This is a genomic window from Lysinibacillus fusiformis (assembly GCF_016925635.1).
GTDB lineage: Bacteria > Bacillota > Bacilli > Bacillales_A > Planococcaceae > Lysinibacillus > Lysinibacillus fusiformis_F.
The window spans coordinates 3,818,571-3,836,150 of record NZ_CP070490.1; the positions used below are offsets into that span (position 1 = coordinate 3,818,571).

The following is a 17,580-nucleotide window of genomic DNA, read 5'->3' on the forward strand; positions in this document are numbered from 1 at the left end:
ATTTTTTTCATGGGGCTATTGTTTGTCAGCTAGTTTTGTTATTTGTTGTTCCAAGTTCGATACACGTTTTGTTAAGTCCTCTACTTGCTGTTGCATGGTTGGTGGAGGAGGCACAGGGGCGGTAGATTTCATTTTTTTAATCATATGAATCATCACGAAAAAGATTGCTAGAAACATACATAAAAGAACAGTTGTACTAATGATATCGCCAAGATTGAATTTCATGTTTGCGCTCCTTTCTGTAGTGGGTATCTAGTTATATACAGGGTGGCATGCTAAAAAGTTTCAAAAAAATGGAGAATGTCACGATGAATACAAAAATCGATTCCTGCTTTGATGTAGAGGCGTGCTATTTTATTGGCTTTGAGGAATGGGCCATAGCAGTCAAAACATACGTTAGTAGAGAGCGATTTTAACAGCATGATAGGGGTGAGTATGTGCACAAGGCAGGACAAGTAATGCGACAGGCTGTTCATAATATTTATGTATATCGATTCGATTATGTACAGGTTTTCGCATTAATTAGAATCTTTCAGTTTTTAATGATGATCCCTGTAACCTCTATCGTTTTGAAGCTCATGCTACGAGTAACAGGGTTTACACATATTACCGAGCAAAATTGGCAAAGCTTTGTGACCCATCCCTTTGTCATCATGATGATTTGTCTATTAATTTTGCTGTTTTTATTATTTGTGTATTATGAGATGGGCTTTTTATTTCTCATGGCCTTTCATCAGCAACGGGGAATTCGCTATCGATTTCTTCCTTTATGGCAACAATTAAATCGCAAGGTTGTTTATTTTTTTAGTGTGCAAGTACTGTTTCTTATCGTCTATCTAGCACTATTAATGCCACTAGCTTCCTTTATGCTACCACTTACGTTGACCCAATCCATCTCCCTTCCACATTTTCTAACTGAAGAAATCATGAGCAGTCGAGCGGGTAGACTAACATATGCTGCGGTGGCAAGCATCGTGGTGCTGATAGGTATTCGAAGTATTTTAACCTTACCTATTTTTACAATTCAGCCGCACATCTCTATTTTGCGTTCCTTTAAGCAGAGCTGGCATTTTTCTAAGCGAGGTTTATTTGAACTTTTAGTGCTATTAGCGATGCTTTTAACAGGACATCTGTTGATGATGCTTGGGATAACAGTGATCGCTACGTTTCCGCTCTATTTAATCGAACGTTTAATGCCAAGTGCCGCATTGGTTACAGCTGGGCTGACACTTGCCTTTTTGGAAATGGTCTTTGTGGTGCTTTTTAGTTACTTACAGGCGATGTTTTCACAAGTTATGGTTGCCATTACGTATAATACGCCGGTGATGGGTAAAGTCAGCGCTACTACCCATCGGAAGCGGCGCTATAAGCCATTGCTGTTGATCAGTGGCATTGTTTTTCTCGTATTAAGTATGATGAATATCAATTCATTAGAGAAAAGTGTCTATGCTCCAGACACAAAAATTATTGCCCACCGCGGCTATGTCGCTGGCAATGTAGAAAATACGATTAGTGGATTGGTGAGTGCAGCCAATGCGGGGGCAGATTTAATTGAAATCGACATTCAGCAAACCGTGGATGGCGAATTCGTCGTCTTCCATGATCGAACATTACGAAGGCTAGCAGGTAAAAACGGTGTCATTGCGAATATGACCCTGAGCGAACTAAAAACGTTAACCATTCATCAAAATGGCTTTAGCGATAAAATTGCTTCATTAGATGAGTGTATTGAAATTGCTAAAGCGCTAGATGTGGCGCTGTTAATCGAATTAAAGGTACATGGCCAAGAAACAGAAGATGTTTTACCTAAATTAGTAGAGAAGCTACGAAAATACAAGGTGCTAGATTCCTACTATGTGCAATCCGCTGATGTACAGAAAATGACACAATTAAAAAAATTGGTGCCAAATTTACGTGTCGGTATTGTCTATGCACTCAATATTGGTCCAATGGAGGAAAATGTTGATTTTATCGCATTGGAGGAATCCTGGGTAACGGAGCAGCTTATCGAAGAATTGAAGCAGCACCCGACCGATTTATTTGTATGGACACTCAATGACGACCGATCCCTGCAAACCTTTATCGAAAAAAATGTCAGCGGCGTCATCACCGACCACCCCGACGTCGCCCGCGAGCTAAGAACGCAGCAAAGCGAAAACCAATACTTCTTACAACGCATCCTGAATCGACTGCGATTTATCTTCTGATCGGGGGTGAATACCCGCGAACGAAGGGGAAATACTCGCGGAGAGAAAGCGAATACCCGCGAACGAAGGGGAAATACTCGCGGAGAGAAAGCGAATACCCGCGAACGAAGGGGAAATACTCGCGGAGAGAAAGCGAATACCCGAGAACGAAGGGGAAATACTCGCGGAGAGAAAGCAAATACCCGCGAACGAAGAGAAAATACTCGCGAAAGCAAAAGCTCGAGCCATAAAAATTTTGGGCCAAATTGTAACCTTTTTCATGTGAACACGACTACTATTATGAACTCGTGAAAATGAAGGAGATGCTTTTTGTATGAAAATGACGAAAGTCGTACCATTTGCTATGTCAGCATTATTATTAGGGGGCTCGATTGGAGCTCCAACTGCATCAGCGAACGAAGGGGAGGCTACTGTGATTAACGCAGAAACTTCGGTGCAACAAGTGCAGCCTGTTTTTATTAAAGTGACAGGTACAATTGACAGCGTAGAAGTACGTGAAAACGCCACATACTATACAGTGGTTGATGGTGACAATACCAATATTATGATTGCGAATAAAGACACATTAGTTTTCGACAATATGGGCAAAGAAGTCAAACTTCAAAAAGGAGATAAGGTGTCAGCTTACTCTTATGCGAAGAAGCCGATGCTTGCAATTTATCCACCACAGTACAACCCAGAAGTAATCATTGTGGAAACGGAAGAAATGGGTAGCGTGGAAGTGGATTTCTTCAATAAAGATTTAGTGGATACTGAAAATAACCTCAAATTAAATGTTGGGGAAGACACGAAGCTGGCAAGTGCTACTGGCAAAGATGTGAAAGTGGACGATTTAAAAGAGCAGCATTTAGTGGTGTTCTACACAATCGCAACGATGAGCATCCCTGCTCAAACACCACCTTCCAAAGTGATTGTGTTAGATACAATCGAGAAGGAAGAGCCTGTTGAAGTGGACCCAGTGCCGACACCAGAGCCAGCTCCAGTTGATTCAGCGGTTCAAGAAATTATTAATAAAGACTTTTACGAAGTAGAAGGAACGAAAATGGTGCCGCTACGCTTAATCGCTGAAAAGCTAGGCTTTAAAGTAGAAGTAACGCCAAAAGGTGCCATTGTTTCAAAAGGAGCCCTTTCGTATACAATTACGCGAGGTCAAAAAGAATATGGTTATAATAAAGCACTTCGCCAATTTAAAGTAGCCCCTGCTTTATTAGAATCTGGCAAAACCTATGTACCTGTTGAATTTGTAGAGGAATTAACAAAATAATCTCGTCATACCCCTTTATGGTTGCTACCATGAAAGGGGTTTTTTTATGACAAAATAGTTGTAGAAAAATATTTTGAAAAAGGGTTGAGAAGGTATTGAAGCCAAATAAAATTGGTTTTTTGTGGAGTCTTTATTCTGCATTTTGGAGAAATATGTTGCTTTAAAGAGAAAAAATAGTACAGGAAATAAAATTCAGAGTATTGACAATTGTTGAACTATTATTTAAAATTCAAAACAAATCCACATAAATACAGAAATAAAATGTTGAATTTGTGGATTGTGTTGGATTTAACTTTGTGTTTGGAGTGATGATGTATGTCTCTTTCGTTTGAGGAACGTAAAAAAGTAATTTTAGATATTTTAGATTTAGAAGGAAAAGTGAAGGTAAGTGATGCAGAACAGCTATTAAACGTATCAGGCGAGACCATACGTAGAGATATGGATCGATTGGAGAAGGAAGGGCTTCTACACAAAGTCTATGGGGGTGCTGTGAAGGCAAAAGAAAAGTATGAACGGACCTTTGAACAGAAAACGTCACTTAACAATATAGAGAAGAGGAGGATTTGTAAGGCTGCTGCAAGTATTGTGGAGGACGGAGATGTGATTTTTATCGGTCATGGTACAACAGCCTATGAAATCGTTCGTTATTTAGGTGATAAGCCCAATGTCATCGTGGTCACAAACTCGCTCCCAGTTTTATCCTTAGCGGCAGAATGCTTTCAAGGGAAGGTGCTCTTTGCGGGGGGAGAGTATGAGCATCGTCAAAAATTTATGGGTGGTCCATTAGCTGATTTATTTTTTAATCAACTAAAGGCAAATAAAGCCTTTGTTGCGGCAGGCGGGATTTCTTTAGCCGATGGTATTACCGATTATGATATTACGGGCGCCGCGATTTCAAAGAAATTAATAGAGCGGGCAGAAAATACGATTATTTTAGCAGACCATACGAAATTTGGTATCTCTACATTTGCACATATTTGTCATTTAGAGGACGTTTCGATGGTTATTACGGATCAAAAGAGTTCTACACAATGGCAGGAACGTTTACAGCAGAAAAAAGTGGAGTTATTCATCGCAGGTGAAATATTGGATGAAGTCAATGTATAGGAAGGTGGAAACAATGGACTATTTTGCAAATAAACAGGCAACCTTACAAAAATCAATTGACTGGTGGAATCCAGGAAAAACGAAACAGTGGCAAATTGATGGTGTCGATGTCGTTATCGGGAAACGAGAGGGCTATTATTTTTACGATGTGGATGGCAAAAAATTAATGAATGCGCATCTCAATGGCGGTACGTATAATCTCGGACATCGTAACCCAGAAGTCATTGCGGCATTGGTGGAAGGAACCAATTATTTTGATATTGGAAATCATCATTTTCCATCGACTGCACGTGCACAATTAGCAGAAAAATTAGCAGCTTGCACACCAGAGGGTTTAACATACTCTATTTTTTCTAGTGGTGGAAGTGAAGCAATTGATGTTGCCCTAAAGTGTGCACGTTATGCTACAAAACGCAAGAAAACGATTTCAATTAAAAATGGATATCATGGCCACACAGGTCTTGCGGTTTCACTTGGTAATGAACGCTATTCAAAGCCATTTTTAAGTGAAGGCAGTCCACATGAATTTGTACACGTACCATTCAATGATCTTGCGGCAATGGAGCGAGAGCTTGCAAAAGGGGATGTAGCTAGCGTCATTATCGAGACCATTCCTGCGACATATGGGTTCCCGTTGCCAACAGCGAATTACTTGGCGGATGTCAAGTCACTATGTGAGCGATACGGGGCATTATATATTGCAGATGAGGTGCAAACGGGCTTAATGAGAACAGGTAAACTGTGGGGAATTGAGCATTATGGTGTGAAACCAGATATTCTGGTGACGGCAAAGGGTCTGAGTGGCGGCATCTATCCAATTGCGGCAACAGTGGTCAATGAACGAGCAGGTGGCTGGATGGAAGAAGATGGACTAGCCCATATTTCTACATTTGGTGGCGCAGAACTTGGTTGTGTAGTGGCGATGAAAGTATTAGAAATCTCCCAACGTCCTGAAGTAGTAAAGAATGTAGAATATGTTGCGCGTTACCTACGCAGTGGCTTAGAGCGTATTCAACAACAATATCCTGATTTCTTTGTGGGCATTCGTCAGCTTGGCGTTGTTATGGGTCTAGAGTTTAATCATCCTGAAGGGGCTAAATATGTCATGAGCTCCTTGTACAAGCATGGTGTATGGGCCATTTATTCGATGCTAGATACTCGTGTGTTGCAATTTAAGCCAGGGTTATTATGTGATAAAGCGTATTGTGATGAATTGCTGGAGAAATGTGAGGCAGGTATTAAAGAAGCAGCACAGCTTGTAAAGTTTGCACGCTATTAATGGGAAGAAAGCTTATCATTTTAGTAAACAGGGGGTTTTCTAGATGGGTCAAATGGATTTCGTAGATTTAGAAATGGTCCTTTCCAACTTTCATCAAGCCGCAAATGACGCGTTAAAGGAGTTTAGTTGTTTAGTAGAAGCATCTTGTGAAATGATTGATTATTCCGAAAATGCGACGTATCTCGTAGAAGATGGTCAGGGTAAAAAATATATTCTGAGGATTAGCCGTCCAAATTACCATAAAAAAGAAGAAATCGAAGCGGAGATTGCTTGGTTAAACTCGCTCCATGAGCAATCTCCTATTGATGTATCATTACCGATGCGAGCAGATGACGGTGACTACGTACATGCTCATCCGTATAATGACACGATTTATTATAGCACATTATTTACATTTTTAGAGGGAAATGCTCCTGATGAAAATAATGAAGAAGACTTAATTCAACAATTTGAAACATTAGGCGAAATTACAGCCATGTTCCATAAACATACAATCGAGCAGCATGATTATTACCAAGCCTTTCAACGCATGACATGGAATTATGACACGATTTTAGGCCAATCCCCTAAATGGGCGAGATGGCAGGATGGACTTGGAATGACCTCTACACGAATTGCCTTATATGAGAAAGCATCACATATCATACAAAGGAAGTTAGAGGCATTTGGCAAAGATAAAACACGATTTGGTCTTATCCATGCTGATTTACGCTTAGCTAATTTACTCATCTATGGTGATGAAATTAAGGTGATTGATTTCGATGATTGTGGTTTTGGTTGGTTTTTATATGATTTAGCTACATCCGTGAGCTTTATTGAGCATATGCCATATCTTGATGAGTTGATCGTTTCATGGATCAAGGGCTACAGTAAAATTCGATCATTAACAGATGAAGAAAAAGAGATGATTCCGACATTTATTTTAATGAGAAGACTACAGCTTATTTCCTGGATTGGTAGTCGTGATAATGAGACAACGCGCTTACTTGGTGAAAACTACACGCTTCAGAGCGATGCATTAGTGAAAGCTTATGTAGAAAGGTATCAAGACCGTAACAACTAAATAACGATAAAAGGTGGCGAATAACATGTCTTCGAAAAAGGATGAAATCATCGTATTAAAGAAAGCCCTTACACCCATCCATTTATGGACAATTGGCGTCGGCATTGTGATTTCTGGTAACTACTTTGGCTGGAATTTTGGTTTAAGTCAATCTGGTTTTTTAGGAATGCTCATTGCCACATTATTTATGGCGATTATGTATTTAACGATGACCTTAGGTATTTCTGAATTATCGACGATGTTACCTTATGCAGGTGGCCCTTATTCATTTGCTCGACGGGCGATGGGTCGTTATATCGGTTTTATTACAGGGATTGGTGTCGTGCTGCAGTATGTCATTGCCGCACCCATTATCGCGATTGGTATTGGGGGCTATATTAGCTTTTTATTTCCAGCCGTACCGACAGTGGTGGCAGCTGCCTTTATGTATGCTCTGTTCATGGGTGTTCACATTATTGGTATTAAGGAATATGCCACAATCGAAATGGTGCTTGTCTTTATCGCGTTAGGTCTATTAGTGCTAATGTACTTCGTTGGCTTACCACAAATTAATGTGGGTCATTTATTCCCTGCGAATGGTGATCTTATACCAGGTGGGTTTAAAGGAATATGGTAGGCATTACCGTATGCGATGTGGCTATTCCTAGCAATCGAGATGCTGCCTATGCTATCAGAGGAAACAAGAGATGTGCAAAAGGATATGCCAAAGGGGTTAATTTCAGGTATGGTGACCTTGCTAATCTTGTCCATTTTGACAACAACGGTTGCTATCGGGCTAGCTGGTATTGATGTCATGACAGTTGCTGAAGATCCGTTGCCAGCAGCGATTGCGGCCGTTTTTGGGAATACGTATTGGTTGGCTCAAATCTTAGCATCTGTTGGCTTAGTCGGCTTAATCGCAAGCTTTTCTGGTGTCATTTTGGCTTATTCTCGTCAGGTCTATGCCTTATCACGAGCAGGCTATTTGCCAAGCATGTTATCGAAGATGCATAAAAAGCGTCAGACACCGTATATGGCCATTATTTTGCCAGGCTTTATCGGGTTAGTGTTAGTCCTTTTATTTAATCCAGATGATTTGATTTTAATTTCTACATTTGGGGCCTTGGTATCCTATATCACGATGAATTTATCGGTGTTGATTTTGCGTAAAAAGGAGCCACATCTAGTGCGTACCTTTAAGACACCGCTGTATCCATTTACGCCCATTGTCTCACTCGTGCTAGCTGTTATTGCCATCTTTGCGAGCTTCTTTGCGAATTTGACTTTTTTCATCGTTAGTTTGGCTGTTTTTGCTGTGGCAAGTATTTATTATTGGGTGTGGGCAAGACATCGTATTAACGAGGATGCACCAGAGGAACGTTTTGCGAAGGAAGCCACGGTGCAGGTAGAGGTGCAAGTACCAGTATCGCCAATCGAAGCGATACGAGAATAAACAAAGGGATGGGTTTTCCTATGACAAAAGTGGAATGGGTCATTTTTGATAAGGATGGAACGATTATCGAGATGGATTCTTTATGGATTGACTGGGCCAAAAATTTATATGCAAATTTAACTGAAAATCCAGACTTCAAAATCCGTATTTCCTTACAAATTTTTTTGAAAAATATAGGGGTTCATGACAATGGAACAACCATTGATCCAACGAGTCCTCTAGCCATTGGAAGTATACAAGAAGCTGAAACGATTGTGGCGTTTTTACTCTATCAGCAGGGAATCCCTTGGAGCAAAGGGGTGACACTTGCGAGAGCAGCTTCCAACTTAGCCACATCACAGCAGGAAAATAGCAGGGTACAGGCATTACCAGGTATTCGCTCTCTCATCAAGACTTTAAAAAATCAAGGGATGAAATTAGGGGTGATCACAGCTGATCAAACAGCACGAGCTAAGTCACACTTACAACAGCTAGAGTTATTAGGCTACTTTGAATTCGTTCTAGGAAGTGACCAAGCTGCATCCAGTAAACCCTTCCCAGACTTAGCATATGTTGCAAAGGAACAATTTCAAGTACCACTTGAGAAAGCCGTGATGATTGGCGATTCGAATGCAGATATGCTCTTTGCTAAAAATGCTGGCATGTGCTTTTCGATTGGCATCATACCTCCAGCCACATACCCAAAGGATTATTTACCTGATGCGACCACCATTATTGAAGCGTATGACGAATCTGTTTTTACCATGCTAATCGAAAAGGAGTGAGCATATGGACAATCAGCTAATTGCCAAAATTACTGAATTGGTATTGGAAAAACTAACACAAGCCTCTCAAACATTATCAAACGAAGAATTACAGGAATGGCAATCATTTCGATTAATAAAAGAAAATCATCAGTTACAGCAAGCAACGGCCCCTGCTTATGAAGCATTATCTGCGCATGAATTACAACATTGGCAAAGCTTGCACCAGCAATCATCAGGCACTGCCTCTACAGCCAATACGAACGACTTAATCGCGCTAAAAAAATTTACATGACGGGAGGTTCGTCATATGGTGAGAGACCAAGATTTGCTTTCCATACAAGAGGCAAGGGACGGGATAGCAGCCGCTTCGCTTGCGCAAAAAATGTATGCTAGCTTTACACAAGAGCAGGTGGATCGAATTGTCGAGGCCATTGCCCAAGCTGCTTATAAACAAGCAGAAAACCTTGCCATACTAGCCGTTACGGAAACAAAGATGGGGATTATTGAACATAAAAAAATGAAAAATGAGTTGGCTTCCCAAGGTGTTTATGAAGCCATCCGACAGGAGAAGACAGTTGGCATTATATATGAGGATAGGGTAGCAAAGCAGGTGGAAATGGCCTATCCATTCGGTGTCATTGCCGCAGTTACACCTGTCACGAACCCGACAGCAACAGCCATTTTTAAAACGCTCATTGCCTTAAAGGCGCAAAATGCCATTGTCTTTAGTCCTCATCCAACAGCCGTCAACTGCACCATTGAGGCATTAAAGATTTGTCAGCAGGCAGCCGTTCATGCCGGTGCACCAGAGGGACTCATTCAATGGATTAGCCATCCAACAATAAAAGGTACAGAGGAACTTATGCATCATCGTGATGTACAGCTGATTTTAGCAACAGGTGGAGCAGGGCTTGTTAAAGCTGCCTATAGCTCAGGGAAACCAGCCTATGGTGTTGGCCCTGGGAATGTTCCTGTCTATATTGATCGCACAGCAAATGTGAACGAGGCGATGAAACGAATTATCGATAGTAAATCATTTGATAATAGTACCATCTGTGCCACAGAACAAGCCATTGTCGTTCATCAGGAGGTAAAAGCTCAGGTGATGGCGGCTTTAGCGGAGAATGGGGCGATCTTACTAAGTGGGCAGAACAAGGAAAAATTAGCAAAGGTGATTTCGCCAGTGGCTCGTACATTAAATAGCCAAATTGTCGGAAAGCCAGCAACTGTAATCGCCCAAATGGCCAATATTGAGGTTCCCCCTCATACACGCGTGTTAGTGGCGGAGGAACATGAGATAGGGAAGGAATTTCCGTTTTCAATGGAAAAGCTATCCCCGATCTTAGGTCTTTATACAGCTCAGTCTCAGGAGGAAGCCGTAAAGATTTGTCATCGCTTGCTTGACGTTGGAGGGAGAGGACATAGCCTGGCTATTCATGCTCAGGATGAACATTTTGTTAAGCAGTTCGCCGCTCAAATGCCTGTGTCCAGAATTTTAGTGAATACCTTAGCATCTGTTGGTGCTGCGGGCGGTACAACAAGTTTACCCCCTTCCTTTACATTAGGCTGTGGGGCATATGGGGGGAATATTACGAGTGATAATATTTCTGCTCGTCATTTGGTGAATAAAAAAAGAGTGGCCTATGAAGTGAAGGCACTAACAATTCCGCCCCCACAGCATCCACAAAATATACAGGCTCCTTCGATGCAAGCAAATGAAGGGGCATCCATTGACAGGTTGACCATTGAAAAGATTGTAGAGAAAGTACTAACAAAGCTAAGTAATTAGAGGAGGAAATAGCAATGAGTGTAGAAATAAATGGAGCTTTAGGCATGATTGAAACAAGAGGCTTAATCGGATCAATTGAAGCAGCAGATGCCATGGTGAAGGCTGCAAACGTCAATATTGTAGGAAAAGTACATGTTGGGGGCGGCATTGTGACGGTGCTGGTGACAGGTGATGTCGGGGCAGTCAAGGCAGCGACCGATGCAGGCTCTGAGGCCGCACGTCGTGTAGGTGAGCTATTATCCGTACATGTCATTCCACGCCCTCATTCGGAATTATACGCAATTTTACCTAAGTGAAAAGTGAGGGATTGTGATGACAAACAATCAAATACATGCCACTGATGTCACCAATCAAAGTATTCCGATTGCGATTTCTGCCCGTCATTGCCATTTAAATGAGGAGGATTTCTATCATTTATTTGGGAGAGAGGCTGTTTTACAGAAATGGAAGGAACTTTCCCAGCCCGGTCAATTTGCCGCACAGCAAGTCCTAACGATAAAGGGAGCTAGAGGTCAAATTGACAAGGTTCGGGTTTTAGGCCCTTTTCGCACAGCAACCCAAATTGAAATCAGCCAAACGGATGCCATCAAGCTTGGCGTGACACCACCGATTCGTCTGTCAGGTGACTTAGAAAAATCTGAATCGATCACATTGATTGGACCGCATGGAACACGCCATAAAAAGCAAGGATTGATTATTGCCCAAGCACATATTCATATGGGCGTATCGGATGCTGTTGCCTTCAATGTCCAAGATAAGGAAATCGTGACGGTCGAAATCTGTGGGGATGTACGTCATCTGCAATTAATGAATGTTGTTGTACGTGTCTCACCCGAATTCGTCCTTGAGATGCATGTAGATACAGATGAAGCGAATGCCGCTGCCCTTCATCAGCATTCAATTGGCAAGCTGATAAAAATGGAGTGACAAGTATGGATGTAAAAGAATTACAGAGAATCATCGAAGAAGTAGTCACATCGTTGATGGATACGAGGCACAAAAGAATCTTACTTGTTCATCCTTACACGGCAACCTCTAAGAAACAAGTGGACATATTACAAAGCTATTGCCATGTCGAGGAGTGGCAAGTAAACGACACTACTAGCACCTCTCAGCTGTTTTACGATGCCATTGTTTTTCTGGAAGTGGATCAAGCATTTATTGTCAGCAGCGCACAAGGTTTGCCTACTACACCGGCAGCCTTGTACCTGTCTGAGTTGCTTATTAGCACTCAAACAGCGATTTTAATTCCCGATGAAAAATTAGCTGCTGTTGTCTCAGCAAAGGAACCAAATCCTTACATGAAGATGTTGCTGCACCATATAGAGCGCTTAAAGGAATTTGGCTGTGACATTCAGTTATTTGCACAGCTTATTCGATTTTTAAAGCAGCAACAGGAACCTACTCATTTAAGTATAGAGGCAAACTATGTAACAGCCGAGATGCTTCAATCGTACAAAGGGCAACAGCTGACACTGCCTGCCCACACAAAACTTACACCACTTGCACAAGAAATAATTCAGGAAAAAGGGATGACAATACAAAGATATTAGCAGGAGTGTTGCTACATGACGAAATCGATTGGTATTGTGGAGACAAGAGGGCTTGCGATTTCAATACGAATCGCAGATGCTATGCTCAAAGCAGCGGATATTCGAATACTTCGACAAGAAACCATCGATTTGGCTCTAGTAACCATTGCCATTGAAGGGGACACAGCGGCCATTCAAGAAGCGATAGCCATTGGCACACAACTAGCTAAAGCAGCCAACCAATGGATTGCCTCATCGACTATTTTACGGCCAGATATTGCGGTGAATGGATTAGTCACAGAAATTGCGAAAAAGCCAAGTACTTAAAATGGATAAAAGGAAAGGTGGAGGAACGAGTTGAAGGTCGATTTAACGGGAAAGGTTGTCATAGTTACTGGTGGTAGTAAAGGAATTGGGAAGGGGATTGCCACCGTCTTTGCTCAGCAAGGTGCTCATGTGGTGATTGCGGCAAGAGGTATGGAAGCTGCCACAGATTTAGCAAATCAACTACAAGCGCAAGGGTTTTCAGCTTCAGCTACCGCTGTTGATGTTGAAAACTATGAATCTGTTGAAAACATGGCTACGGAGGTTGCTAGCTCTTTTGGTTCCATCGATATTTTATGTGCCAATGCTGGTATTTTTCCCTCTGTAAAACTAGAGGACATGACGCCCGACCATTGGGATCAGGTATTAAATGTCAATGCCAGAGGAACGATGTTTGCTGTTAAAGCGTGCATCCCGTATTTAAAGGAAGCGAATGCTGGCAGGGTCATTATTACCTCGTCCATAACGGGCCCAGTGACTGGCTATGCTGGATGGACCCATTATGCCGCAAGTAAAGCAGCTCAATTAGGGTTTATGCGCACTGCGGCTCTTGAATTAGCACCCTATAAGATTACGGTCAATGCCGTGCTACCAGGAAATATTGCAACAGAAGGCTTAGATGGACTTGGTGAAACCTATCTACAGAAGATGGCAAAGGCGATTCCATATGGTAGTCTCGGTCGTGTGGAGGATATTGCGTATGCCGCATTGTTCCTCAGTAGTAAGGAGGCTGGTTTTATTACGGGCCAATCGATCATTATTGATGGCGGTCAAACATTACCAGAAGATGCAGAAGCATTTTAAGAGAGGGAGGGATACGAGATGAATTTAGGTGCATTAGGGATGATTGAAACAAAGGGTTTAGTGGGTTCTATTGAAGCGGCTGATGCGATGGTGAAGGCCGCAAATGTCAATATTGTTGGTAAAGTCCATGTGGGTGGCGGTATCGTTACTGTGCTTGTCCGTGGGGATGTAGGGGCTGTGAAAGCCGCAACGGATGCAGGAGCAGCAGCTGCACAACGTGTTGGAGAGCTATTATCTGTGCATGTGATTCCGCGACCACATGCAGAATTGGAAGCGATGCTAAAGGTGCAATAATGAGTGAGGTGGCTATATGAATGAGCAAGCAATCATGCAAATTGTCAATGATATCATAGCCGAATTACTACTCAAAAAACAAGCCGCTCCTACACCCAATGAAATCCCCATAGGTATCTCTGCAAGGCATATTCATTTACAACAAGCGCATATTGAGCACCTTTTTGGTAAAGGTGCAACGCTGAGTGTACAAAAAATATTAGCTCAGCCTGGTCAGTTTGCAGCACAGGAAACGCTACAGGTGGTGGGACCAAAAGGAAGCATCCAAAATGTACGTGTATTAGGTCCAGCTCGCACAGTTACACAAATTGAAATTAGTCAAACCGATGCCATTGCACTCGGAATCCAACCACCCTTACGTGAATCGGGCGCGATTGCTGGCTCAGCTAGCTGTACATTGGTAGGGCCAAAAGGAAGCTTGGTCTTACAGGAGGGAGTCATTATAGCACAGGCACATATTCATATGACACCCACTGATGCACAGTTTTTAGGGGTTCAAAACGGTCAATCCGTATCCGTAAAGGTGCAAGGGCGACGTCCCATTACCTTTGAGCAAGTGAAAATTCGTGTGGCAGCTCATTATCAATTAGAAATGCATATTGATACAGATGAAGCAAACGCAGGCTTCATCCAACAGGGCGAAACAGGTACCATTATAACAGGCAAGGTGGCAGGAGAGCCGTTCAATAACCCTGTCCGGCCTCCAATTGAAATCAACAACAAAATCATAACAGCAAGCGATTTAAGCCATTATCAAGGTAAGACAGTGGTAGTCCCAAAAGAGGCAAGATTGACGGCACTGGCAAAGGAGACCGTGACAAAATTAGGAATTGAACTTCAGTTTCACGAAAAAGGATGAGGATGCATGCGGATAGGAACGGTGGTCGGAAATATCTGGGCAACGCGTAAAGAGGAAGGGCTACAGGGATTGAAATTACTCATTATCCAACAAAAAAAACTGGATGGTCAATTGAGTGATGAACAAATTGTTGCAGCAGATCGAATAGGTGCAGGTGTCGGTGATGACGTCATTTTAACAATGGGCAGTGCAGCCGTACGAAGTTTTTCAACGACCAATATTTGTCCGATTGATGCGATTGTTGTGGGAATTATAGATGGCACAGATGAATCGTGAGGTGAGCACAGTGAAGGAAGCGATAGGGATGATCGAAACGTATGGCATGATTGGCTCTATTGAGGCGGCGGACGCCATGCTAAAAGCAGCGAATGTCCAGTTAGTGAAACAGGAGCTAGTGGACGGTGGTATCGTAACCGTGATTGTCGAGGGAGATGTTGGTGCAGTACAGGCTGCTGTAGAGGCAGGCAAAGCGGCAGCAATGCGAACGAGCAAGCTACTAAGCGCACATGTAATTCCGAGAGCCGCACATGAAGTATTCACAGCGATTATTGTTGAAAAACAGCATACAAAAGTGACGGAGACAGGAGCCAAAAAAACAAGCGCTCGCCAGAAGGCTCAACAAACAAAGCCTGTAGAGGATGAGCAGGCAGACAAGTAGTCATGCAATGTCGTTAGGAGGGTGAGGCAAATGAGCTTTAGGCGACCCAAAATCGCCATCATTGGCGCTGGACATACAGGTGCAACCGTAGCTTTAATGGTCGCACAGAAGCAGCTTGGAGATCCTGTGCTTATCGATTTACCAGACTTAGAAAATGCTGCAAAGGGGAAGGCACTCGATATTCTTCAAGCTGGACCGATAGAAAAATTTAATGTACAGGTGACGGCTACATCAAAGTATGAGGAAATAGCTCATGCTGATATTGTGGTTATCACGGCAGGTATTGCAAGAAAACCTGGAATGACACGAGAAGATTTAATTCATACAAATGCGGCAATCGTCCGCACAGTAAGTGAACAGATTAAACGTTATGCTCCAACTAGCTATATTATTGTCTTAAGTAACCCTGTCGATGCCATGACCTATGCTTGTCTGGAAGCAACAGGTTTTCCAAAAAATCGTGTCATGGGACAATCAGGTGTTTTAGATACAGCGCGCTTTAATACCTTTATTGCACAGACTCTTCAGCTCGCTGTTGAGGATGTATCAAGCTTCGTCCTGGGTGGGCATGGCGATGAAATGGTGCCACTCGTTCGTTATACGTATGTCGGGGGAATTCCACTAGAAAAATTGCTGCCACAAGCACAGATTGAGCAAATAGTGGAGCGGACCCGAAAAGGCGGAGGCGAAATTGTTTCCCTACTTGGCAATGGCAGTGCTTACTATGCCCCAGCCGCCGCCATTGTCCAAATGATCGAAGCGATTGTCAAGGATCAACGAAAAGTAATGCCCATCATTACGTATTTACAGGGCGAATATCAAGTAAACAATGCCTGCATTGGTGTCCCCGTCGTTTTAGGGGGAGATGGCATTGAAAGTGTAATTGAATTGCATTTAAACGAAGAGGAACAGCAAGCATTTAATCATTCGGTTCACCAAGTTTATCAAACATTAGCCTATATCAAATGATGCAAGCGCATGACACCATCTAATAGTGGCATGTATTAGATGGTACTGTACATAGGAGTAGAAGCACCTCACCATGTTGTGAAGGTGCTTTTTGTTGTTCAAAATTTTCTTTTAATGGAAGATCGTTTTCTGTACAATTAAAAAGGTTACTATTACTGGATAAAGGAGAACGCTATGAAACAAGCACTCATCATTATCGATATACAAGAGGCTTTCTTTCTAGATAGCCAACAAAATCTTTGGAACAGTGAAGCCATTATCAAAAATATCAATGCCTCCATTACATGGGCACGGCGCAATGAAGTACCGATAATTTTTATTCAGCATACAGAAGCAGACGATGTTGATTTTGCATTAGGTCAGCCTGGGTGGGAACTGTATCATGGACTACAAAGAGAAGCGGAAGATCAAGTGATTCAAAAAACAACATGGGACGCTTTTTATCAGACGGAGCTTGCAGCTTATTTACAAGCGCAGCACATCGACCAATTGATTTTCGCTGGCGCTCAAACAGAGTTCTGCCTTGATACGACAATCCGCAGTGCTTTTAGTCATGGCTACCAGCATAATATTTTAATAGAAGATGCCCATAGCACCTTAGATAGTAATGTACTGGCAGCACCGCAAATTATTCAACATCATGAATCTATTTGGCATAATCGTTTTGTGCGAATTCAGTCTATTGGGGGGCTTCAACATGCTGATTGACCAGAAAGAGCTTCAGATAAAAGAGCTATCCTATACAATTCGCTGTGCCCGATTCGAAGATGCCCAAGCCTTATCGGATTTGCGCTTGCAATTAGACGGTGAAACGGAAAACTTCGATCGTGAACAAGGCGAGGCATTCATTGACCGAGCAGGCTTTGAGCAGCTTATTCAAAAAGACATCGAAAGCCCCAAAAATCTGTGTTTAGTAGCGGTTGTCGGTGATCGAATCGTTGGGTTCTCAAGATGTGAGGGCTCTTCACTCAAAAGGCTTGCCCATAAAGTCACATTTGGTGTTGGTGTTAGTAAAGCGTTTTGGGGCTATGGCATAGGAAAAGCCTTGCTGCAACAATCCATTGCTTGGGCAGATGCCAATGGTGTACGGAAAATAGCACTAGAAGTGTTAGAAACCAATGAGAAAGCCATACAGCTCTATAAAAAAATGGGCTTTTTAGTGGAAGGCATTGTGAAAAATGATAAATGCCTTGCAGATGGTATGTTCTATCATACGATCATTATGGGAAGATGGCAGGAATAGCAACGTAGAA

The 17,580-nt window shown here is 42.4% G+C and carries 21 protein-coding genes and 1 pseudogene; 21 read left to right on the plus strand and 1 reads right to left on the minus strand.

Features of this window, described 5'->3' with window-relative positions; genetic code table 11:
• Positions 1 to 15 precede the first annotated feature (15 nt).
• A complete protein-coding gene (locus tag JTI58_RS18510; RefSeq protein WP_205442843.1) occupies positions 16 to 225 on the minus strand; it encodes a hypothetical protein in 210 nt (69 codons plus the stop codon).
• A gap of 212 nt (positions 226 to 437) precedes the next feature.
• On the opposite strand from JTI58_RS18510, the gene JTI58_RS18515 reads away from it, so the two are divergent.
• The 21 genes and pseudogenes from JTI58_RS18515 (at position 438) to JTI58_RS18615 (ending at position 17,570) form a co-directional block, all read left to right on the plus strand.
• Complete coding sequence (locus JTI58_RS18515; protein WP_205442848.1) at positions 438 to 2,207, plus strand: glycerophosphoryl diester phosphodiesterase membrane domain-containing protein; 1,770 nt, start codon at positions 438 to 440, stop codon at positions 2,205 to 2,207.
• A gap of 313 nt (positions 2,208 to 2,520) precedes the next feature.
• Positions 2,521 to 3,471, plus strand: coding sequence for a stalk domain-containing protein (locus JTI58_RS18520; protein WP_205442849.1), 951 nt, complete (start codon positions 2,521 to 2,523; stop codon positions 3,469 to 3,471).
• A 315-nt stretch (positions 3,472 to 3,786) separates the two neighbouring features.
• Positions 3,787 to 4,578: a DeoR/GlpR family DNA-binding transcription regulator gene (locus tag JTI58_RS18525; protein WP_205442850.1), complete on the plus strand. Its 792-nt coding sequence runs from the start codon at positions 3,787 to 3,789 to the stop codon at positions 4,576 to 4,578.
• The gene (locus tag JTI58_RS18530) at positions 4,562 to 5,857 is read left to right on the plus strand and encodes a class-III pyridoxal-phosphate-dependent aminotransferase (RefSeq protein WP_243456120.1); all 1,296 of its coding nucleotides are present in this window, start codon (positions 4,562 to 4,564) and stop codon (positions 5,855 to 5,857) included. Before JTI58_RS18525 ends, JTI58_RS18530 begins: the two co-directional genes overlap by 17 nt.
• 43 nt (positions 5,858 to 5,900) lie before the next feature.
• Positions 5,901 to 6,920, plus strand: a complete 1,020-nt coding sequence (locus tag JTI58_RS18535; protein ID WP_205442855.1) for a phosphotransferase enzyme family protein — start codon at positions 5,901 to 5,903, stop codon at positions 6,918 to 6,920.
• A gap of 25 nt (positions 6,921 to 6,945) precedes the next feature.
• Positions 6,946 to 8,352, plus strand: a pseudogene (gene eat, locus JTI58_RS18540) (ethanolamine permease).
• A gap of 20 nt (positions 8,353 to 8,372) precedes the next feature.
• Complete coding sequence (locus tag JTI58_RS18545) at positions 8,373 to 9,116, plus strand: HAD family hydrolase (protein ID WP_205442856.1); 744 nt, start codon at positions 8,373 to 8,375, stop codon at positions 9,114 to 9,116.
• Between the two features lie 4 nt (positions 9,117 to 9,120).
• Positions 9,121 to 9,390, plus strand: a complete 270-nt coding sequence (locus JTI58_RS18550) for a hypothetical protein (protein ID WP_205442858.1) — start codon at positions 9,121 to 9,123, stop codon at positions 9,388 to 9,390.
• A gap of 15 nt (positions 9,391 to 9,405) precedes the next feature.
• Positions 9,406 to 10,887: an aldehyde dehydrogenase family protein gene (locus JTI58_RS18555; RefSeq protein WP_205442859.1), complete on the plus strand. Its 1,482-nt coding sequence runs from the start codon at positions 9,406 to 9,408 to the stop codon at positions 10,885 to 10,887.
• Positions 10,888 to 10,901: 14 nt separating this feature from the next.
• Positions 10,902 to 11,183: a BMC domain-containing protein gene (locus JTI58_RS18560; RefSeq protein ID WP_004229005.1), complete on the plus strand. Its 282-nt coding sequence runs from the start codon at positions 10,902 to 10,904 to the stop codon at positions 11,181 to 11,183.
• A gap of 16 nt (positions 11,184 to 11,199) precedes the next feature.
• On the plus strand, positions 11,200 to 11,814 hold the full coding sequence (gene pduL / locus JTI58_RS18565) for a phosphate propanoyltransferase (protein WP_205442863.1): 615 nt from the start codon (positions 11,200 to 11,202) through the stop codon (positions 11,812 to 11,814).
• A gap of 5 nt (positions 11,815 to 11,819) precedes the next feature.
• Complete coding sequence (locus JTI58_RS18570) at positions 11,820 to 12,440, plus strand: hypothetical protein (RefSeq protein ID WP_205442864.1); 621 nt, start codon at positions 11,820 to 11,822, stop codon at positions 12,438 to 12,440.
• A gap of 15 nt (positions 12,441 to 12,455) precedes the next feature.
• Positions 12,456 to 12,746, plus strand: a complete 291-nt coding sequence (locus tag JTI58_RS18575) for a BMC domain-containing protein (RefSeq protein WP_205442866.1) — start codon at positions 12,456 to 12,458, stop codon at positions 12,744 to 12,746.
• A gap of 30 nt (positions 12,747 to 12,776) precedes the next feature.
• Positions 12,777 to 13,547 carry a 3-oxoacyl-ACP reductase FabG gene (fabG, locus tag JTI58_RS18580; protein WP_205442867.1) on the plus strand — a complete coding sequence of 257 codons (771 nt, stop codon included), beginning with the start codon at positions 12,777 to 12,779 and terminating at the stop codon, positions 13,545 to 13,547.
• Between the two features lie 18 nt (positions 13,548 to 13,565).
• Positions 13,566 to 13,841, plus strand: a complete 276-nt coding sequence (locus JTI58_RS18585; RefSeq protein WP_205442868.1) for a BMC domain-containing protein — start codon at positions 13,566 to 13,568, stop codon at positions 13,839 to 13,841.
• A gap of 16 nt (positions 13,842 to 13,857) precedes the next feature.
• Positions 13,858 to 14,700 carry a phosphate propanoyltransferase gene (gene pduL, locus JTI58_RS18590; RefSeq protein ID WP_205442872.1) on the plus strand — a complete coding sequence of 281 codons (843 nt, stop codon included), beginning with the start codon at positions 13,858 to 13,860 and terminating at the stop codon, positions 14,698 to 14,700.
• A gap of 6 nt (positions 14,701 to 14,706) precedes the next feature.
• The gene (locus JTI58_RS18595) at positions 14,707 to 14,976 is read left to right on the plus strand and encodes a EutN/CcmL family microcompartment protein (RefSeq protein WP_205442874.1); all 270 of its coding nucleotides are present in this window, start codon (positions 14,707 to 14,709) and stop codon (positions 14,974 to 14,976) included.
• 10 nt (positions 14,977 to 14,986) lie between these two features.
• Positions 14,987 to 15,358 carry a BMC domain-containing protein gene (locus tag JTI58_RS18600; protein WP_205447412.1) on the plus strand — a complete coding sequence of 124 codons (372 nt, stop codon included), beginning with the start codon at positions 14,987 to 14,989 and terminating at the stop codon, positions 15,356 to 15,358.
• 30 nt (positions 15,359 to 15,388) lie between these two features.
• A complete protein-coding gene (gene mdh / locus JTI58_RS18605) occupies positions 15,389 to 16,327 on the plus strand; it encodes a malate dehydrogenase (protein WP_205442876.1) in 939 nt (312 codons plus the stop codon).
• 174 nt (positions 16,328 to 16,501) lie between these two features.
• On the plus strand, positions 16,502 to 17,035 hold the full coding sequence (locus JTI58_RS18610; RefSeq protein ID WP_205442877.1) for a cysteine hydrolase family protein: 534 nt from the start codon (positions 16,502 to 16,504) through the stop codon (positions 17,033 to 17,035).
• Positions 17,025 to 17,570 carry a GNAT family N-acetyltransferase gene (locus JTI58_RS18615; protein ID WP_205442879.1) on the plus strand — a complete coding sequence of 182 codons (546 nt, stop codon included), beginning with the start codon at positions 17,025 to 17,027 and terminating at the stop codon, positions 17,568 to 17,570. Before JTI58_RS18610 ends, JTI58_RS18615 begins: the two co-directional genes overlap by 11 nt.
• Positions 17,571 to 17,580: the final 10 nt, after the last annotated feature.

What these genes read in the sequence shown, in the direction of transcription:
- JTI58_RS18510 (WP_205442843.1), bottom strand. Translation starts at nt 225, where the DNA reads ATGAAATTCAATCTTGGCGATATCATTAGTACAACTGTTCTTTTATGT.
- JTI58_RS18520 (WP_205442849.1), top strand. Translation starts at nt 2,521, where the DNA reads ATGAAAATGACGAAAGTCGTACCATTTGCTATGTCAGCATTATTATTA.
- JTI58_RS18525 (WP_205442850.1), top strand. Translation starts at nt 3,787, where the DNA reads ATGTCTCTTTCGTTTGAGGAACGTAAAAAAGTAATTTTAGATATTTTA.
- JTI58_RS18530 (WP_243456120.1), top strand. Translation starts at nt 4,562, where the DNA reads ATGAAGTCAATGTATAGGAAGGTGGAAACAATGGACTATTTTGCAAAT.
- JTI58_RS18535 (WP_205442855.1), top strand. Translation starts at nt 5,901, where the DNA reads ATGGGTCAAATGGATTTCGTAGATTTAGAAATGGTCCTTTCCAACTTT.
- JTI58_RS18545 (WP_205442856.1), top strand. Translation starts at nt 8,373, where the DNA reads ATGACAAAAGTGGAATGGGTCATTTTTGATAAGGATGGAACGATTATC.
- JTI58_RS18550 (WP_205442858.1), top strand. Translation starts at nt 9,121, where the DNA reads ATGGACAATCAGCTAATTGCCAAAATTACTGAATTGGTATTGGAAAAA.
- JTI58_RS18555 (WP_205442859.1), top strand. Translation starts at nt 9,406, where the DNA reads ATGGTGAGAGACCAAGATTTGCTTTCCATACAAGAGGCAAGGGACGGG.
- JTI58_RS18560 (WP_004229005.1), top strand. Translation starts at nt 10,902, where the DNA reads ATGAGTGTAGAAATAAATGGAGCTTTAGGCATGATTGAAACAAGAGGC.
- pduL (WP_205442863.1), top strand. Translation starts at nt 11,200, where the DNA reads ATGACAAACAATCAAATACATGCCACTGATGTCACCAATCAAAGTATT.
- JTI58_RS18570 (WP_205442864.1), top strand. Translation starts at nt 11,820, where the DNA reads ATGGATGTAAAAGAATTACAGAGAATCATCGAAGAAGTAGTCACATCG.
- JTI58_RS18575 (WP_205442866.1), top strand. Translation starts at nt 12,456, where the DNA reads ATGACGAAATCGATTGGTATTGTGGAGACAAGAGGGCTTGCGATTTCA.
- JTI58_RS18585 (WP_205442868.1), top strand. Translation starts at nt 13,566, where the DNA reads ATGAATTTAGGTGCATTAGGGATGATTGAAACAAAGGGTTTAGTGGGT.
- pduL (WP_205442872.1), top strand. Translation starts at nt 13,858, where the DNA reads ATGAATGAGCAAGCAATCATGCAAATTGTCAATGATATCATAGCCGAA.
- JTI58_RS18595 (WP_205442874.1), top strand. Translation starts at nt 14,707, where the DNA reads ATGCGGATAGGAACGGTGGTCGGAAATATCTGGGCAACGCGTAAAGAG.
- mdh (WP_205442876.1), top strand. Translation starts at nt 15,389, where the DNA reads ATGAGCTTTAGGCGACCCAAAATCGCCATCATTGGCGCTGGACATACA.
- JTI58_RS18610 (WP_205442877.1), top strand. Translation starts at nt 16,502, where the DNA reads ATGAAACAAGCACTCATCATTATCGATATACAAGAGGCTTTCTTTCTA.
- JTI58_RS18615 (WP_205442879.1), top strand. Translation starts at nt 17,025, where the DNA reads ATGCTGATTGACCAGAAAGAGCTTCAGATAAAAGAGCTATCCTATACA.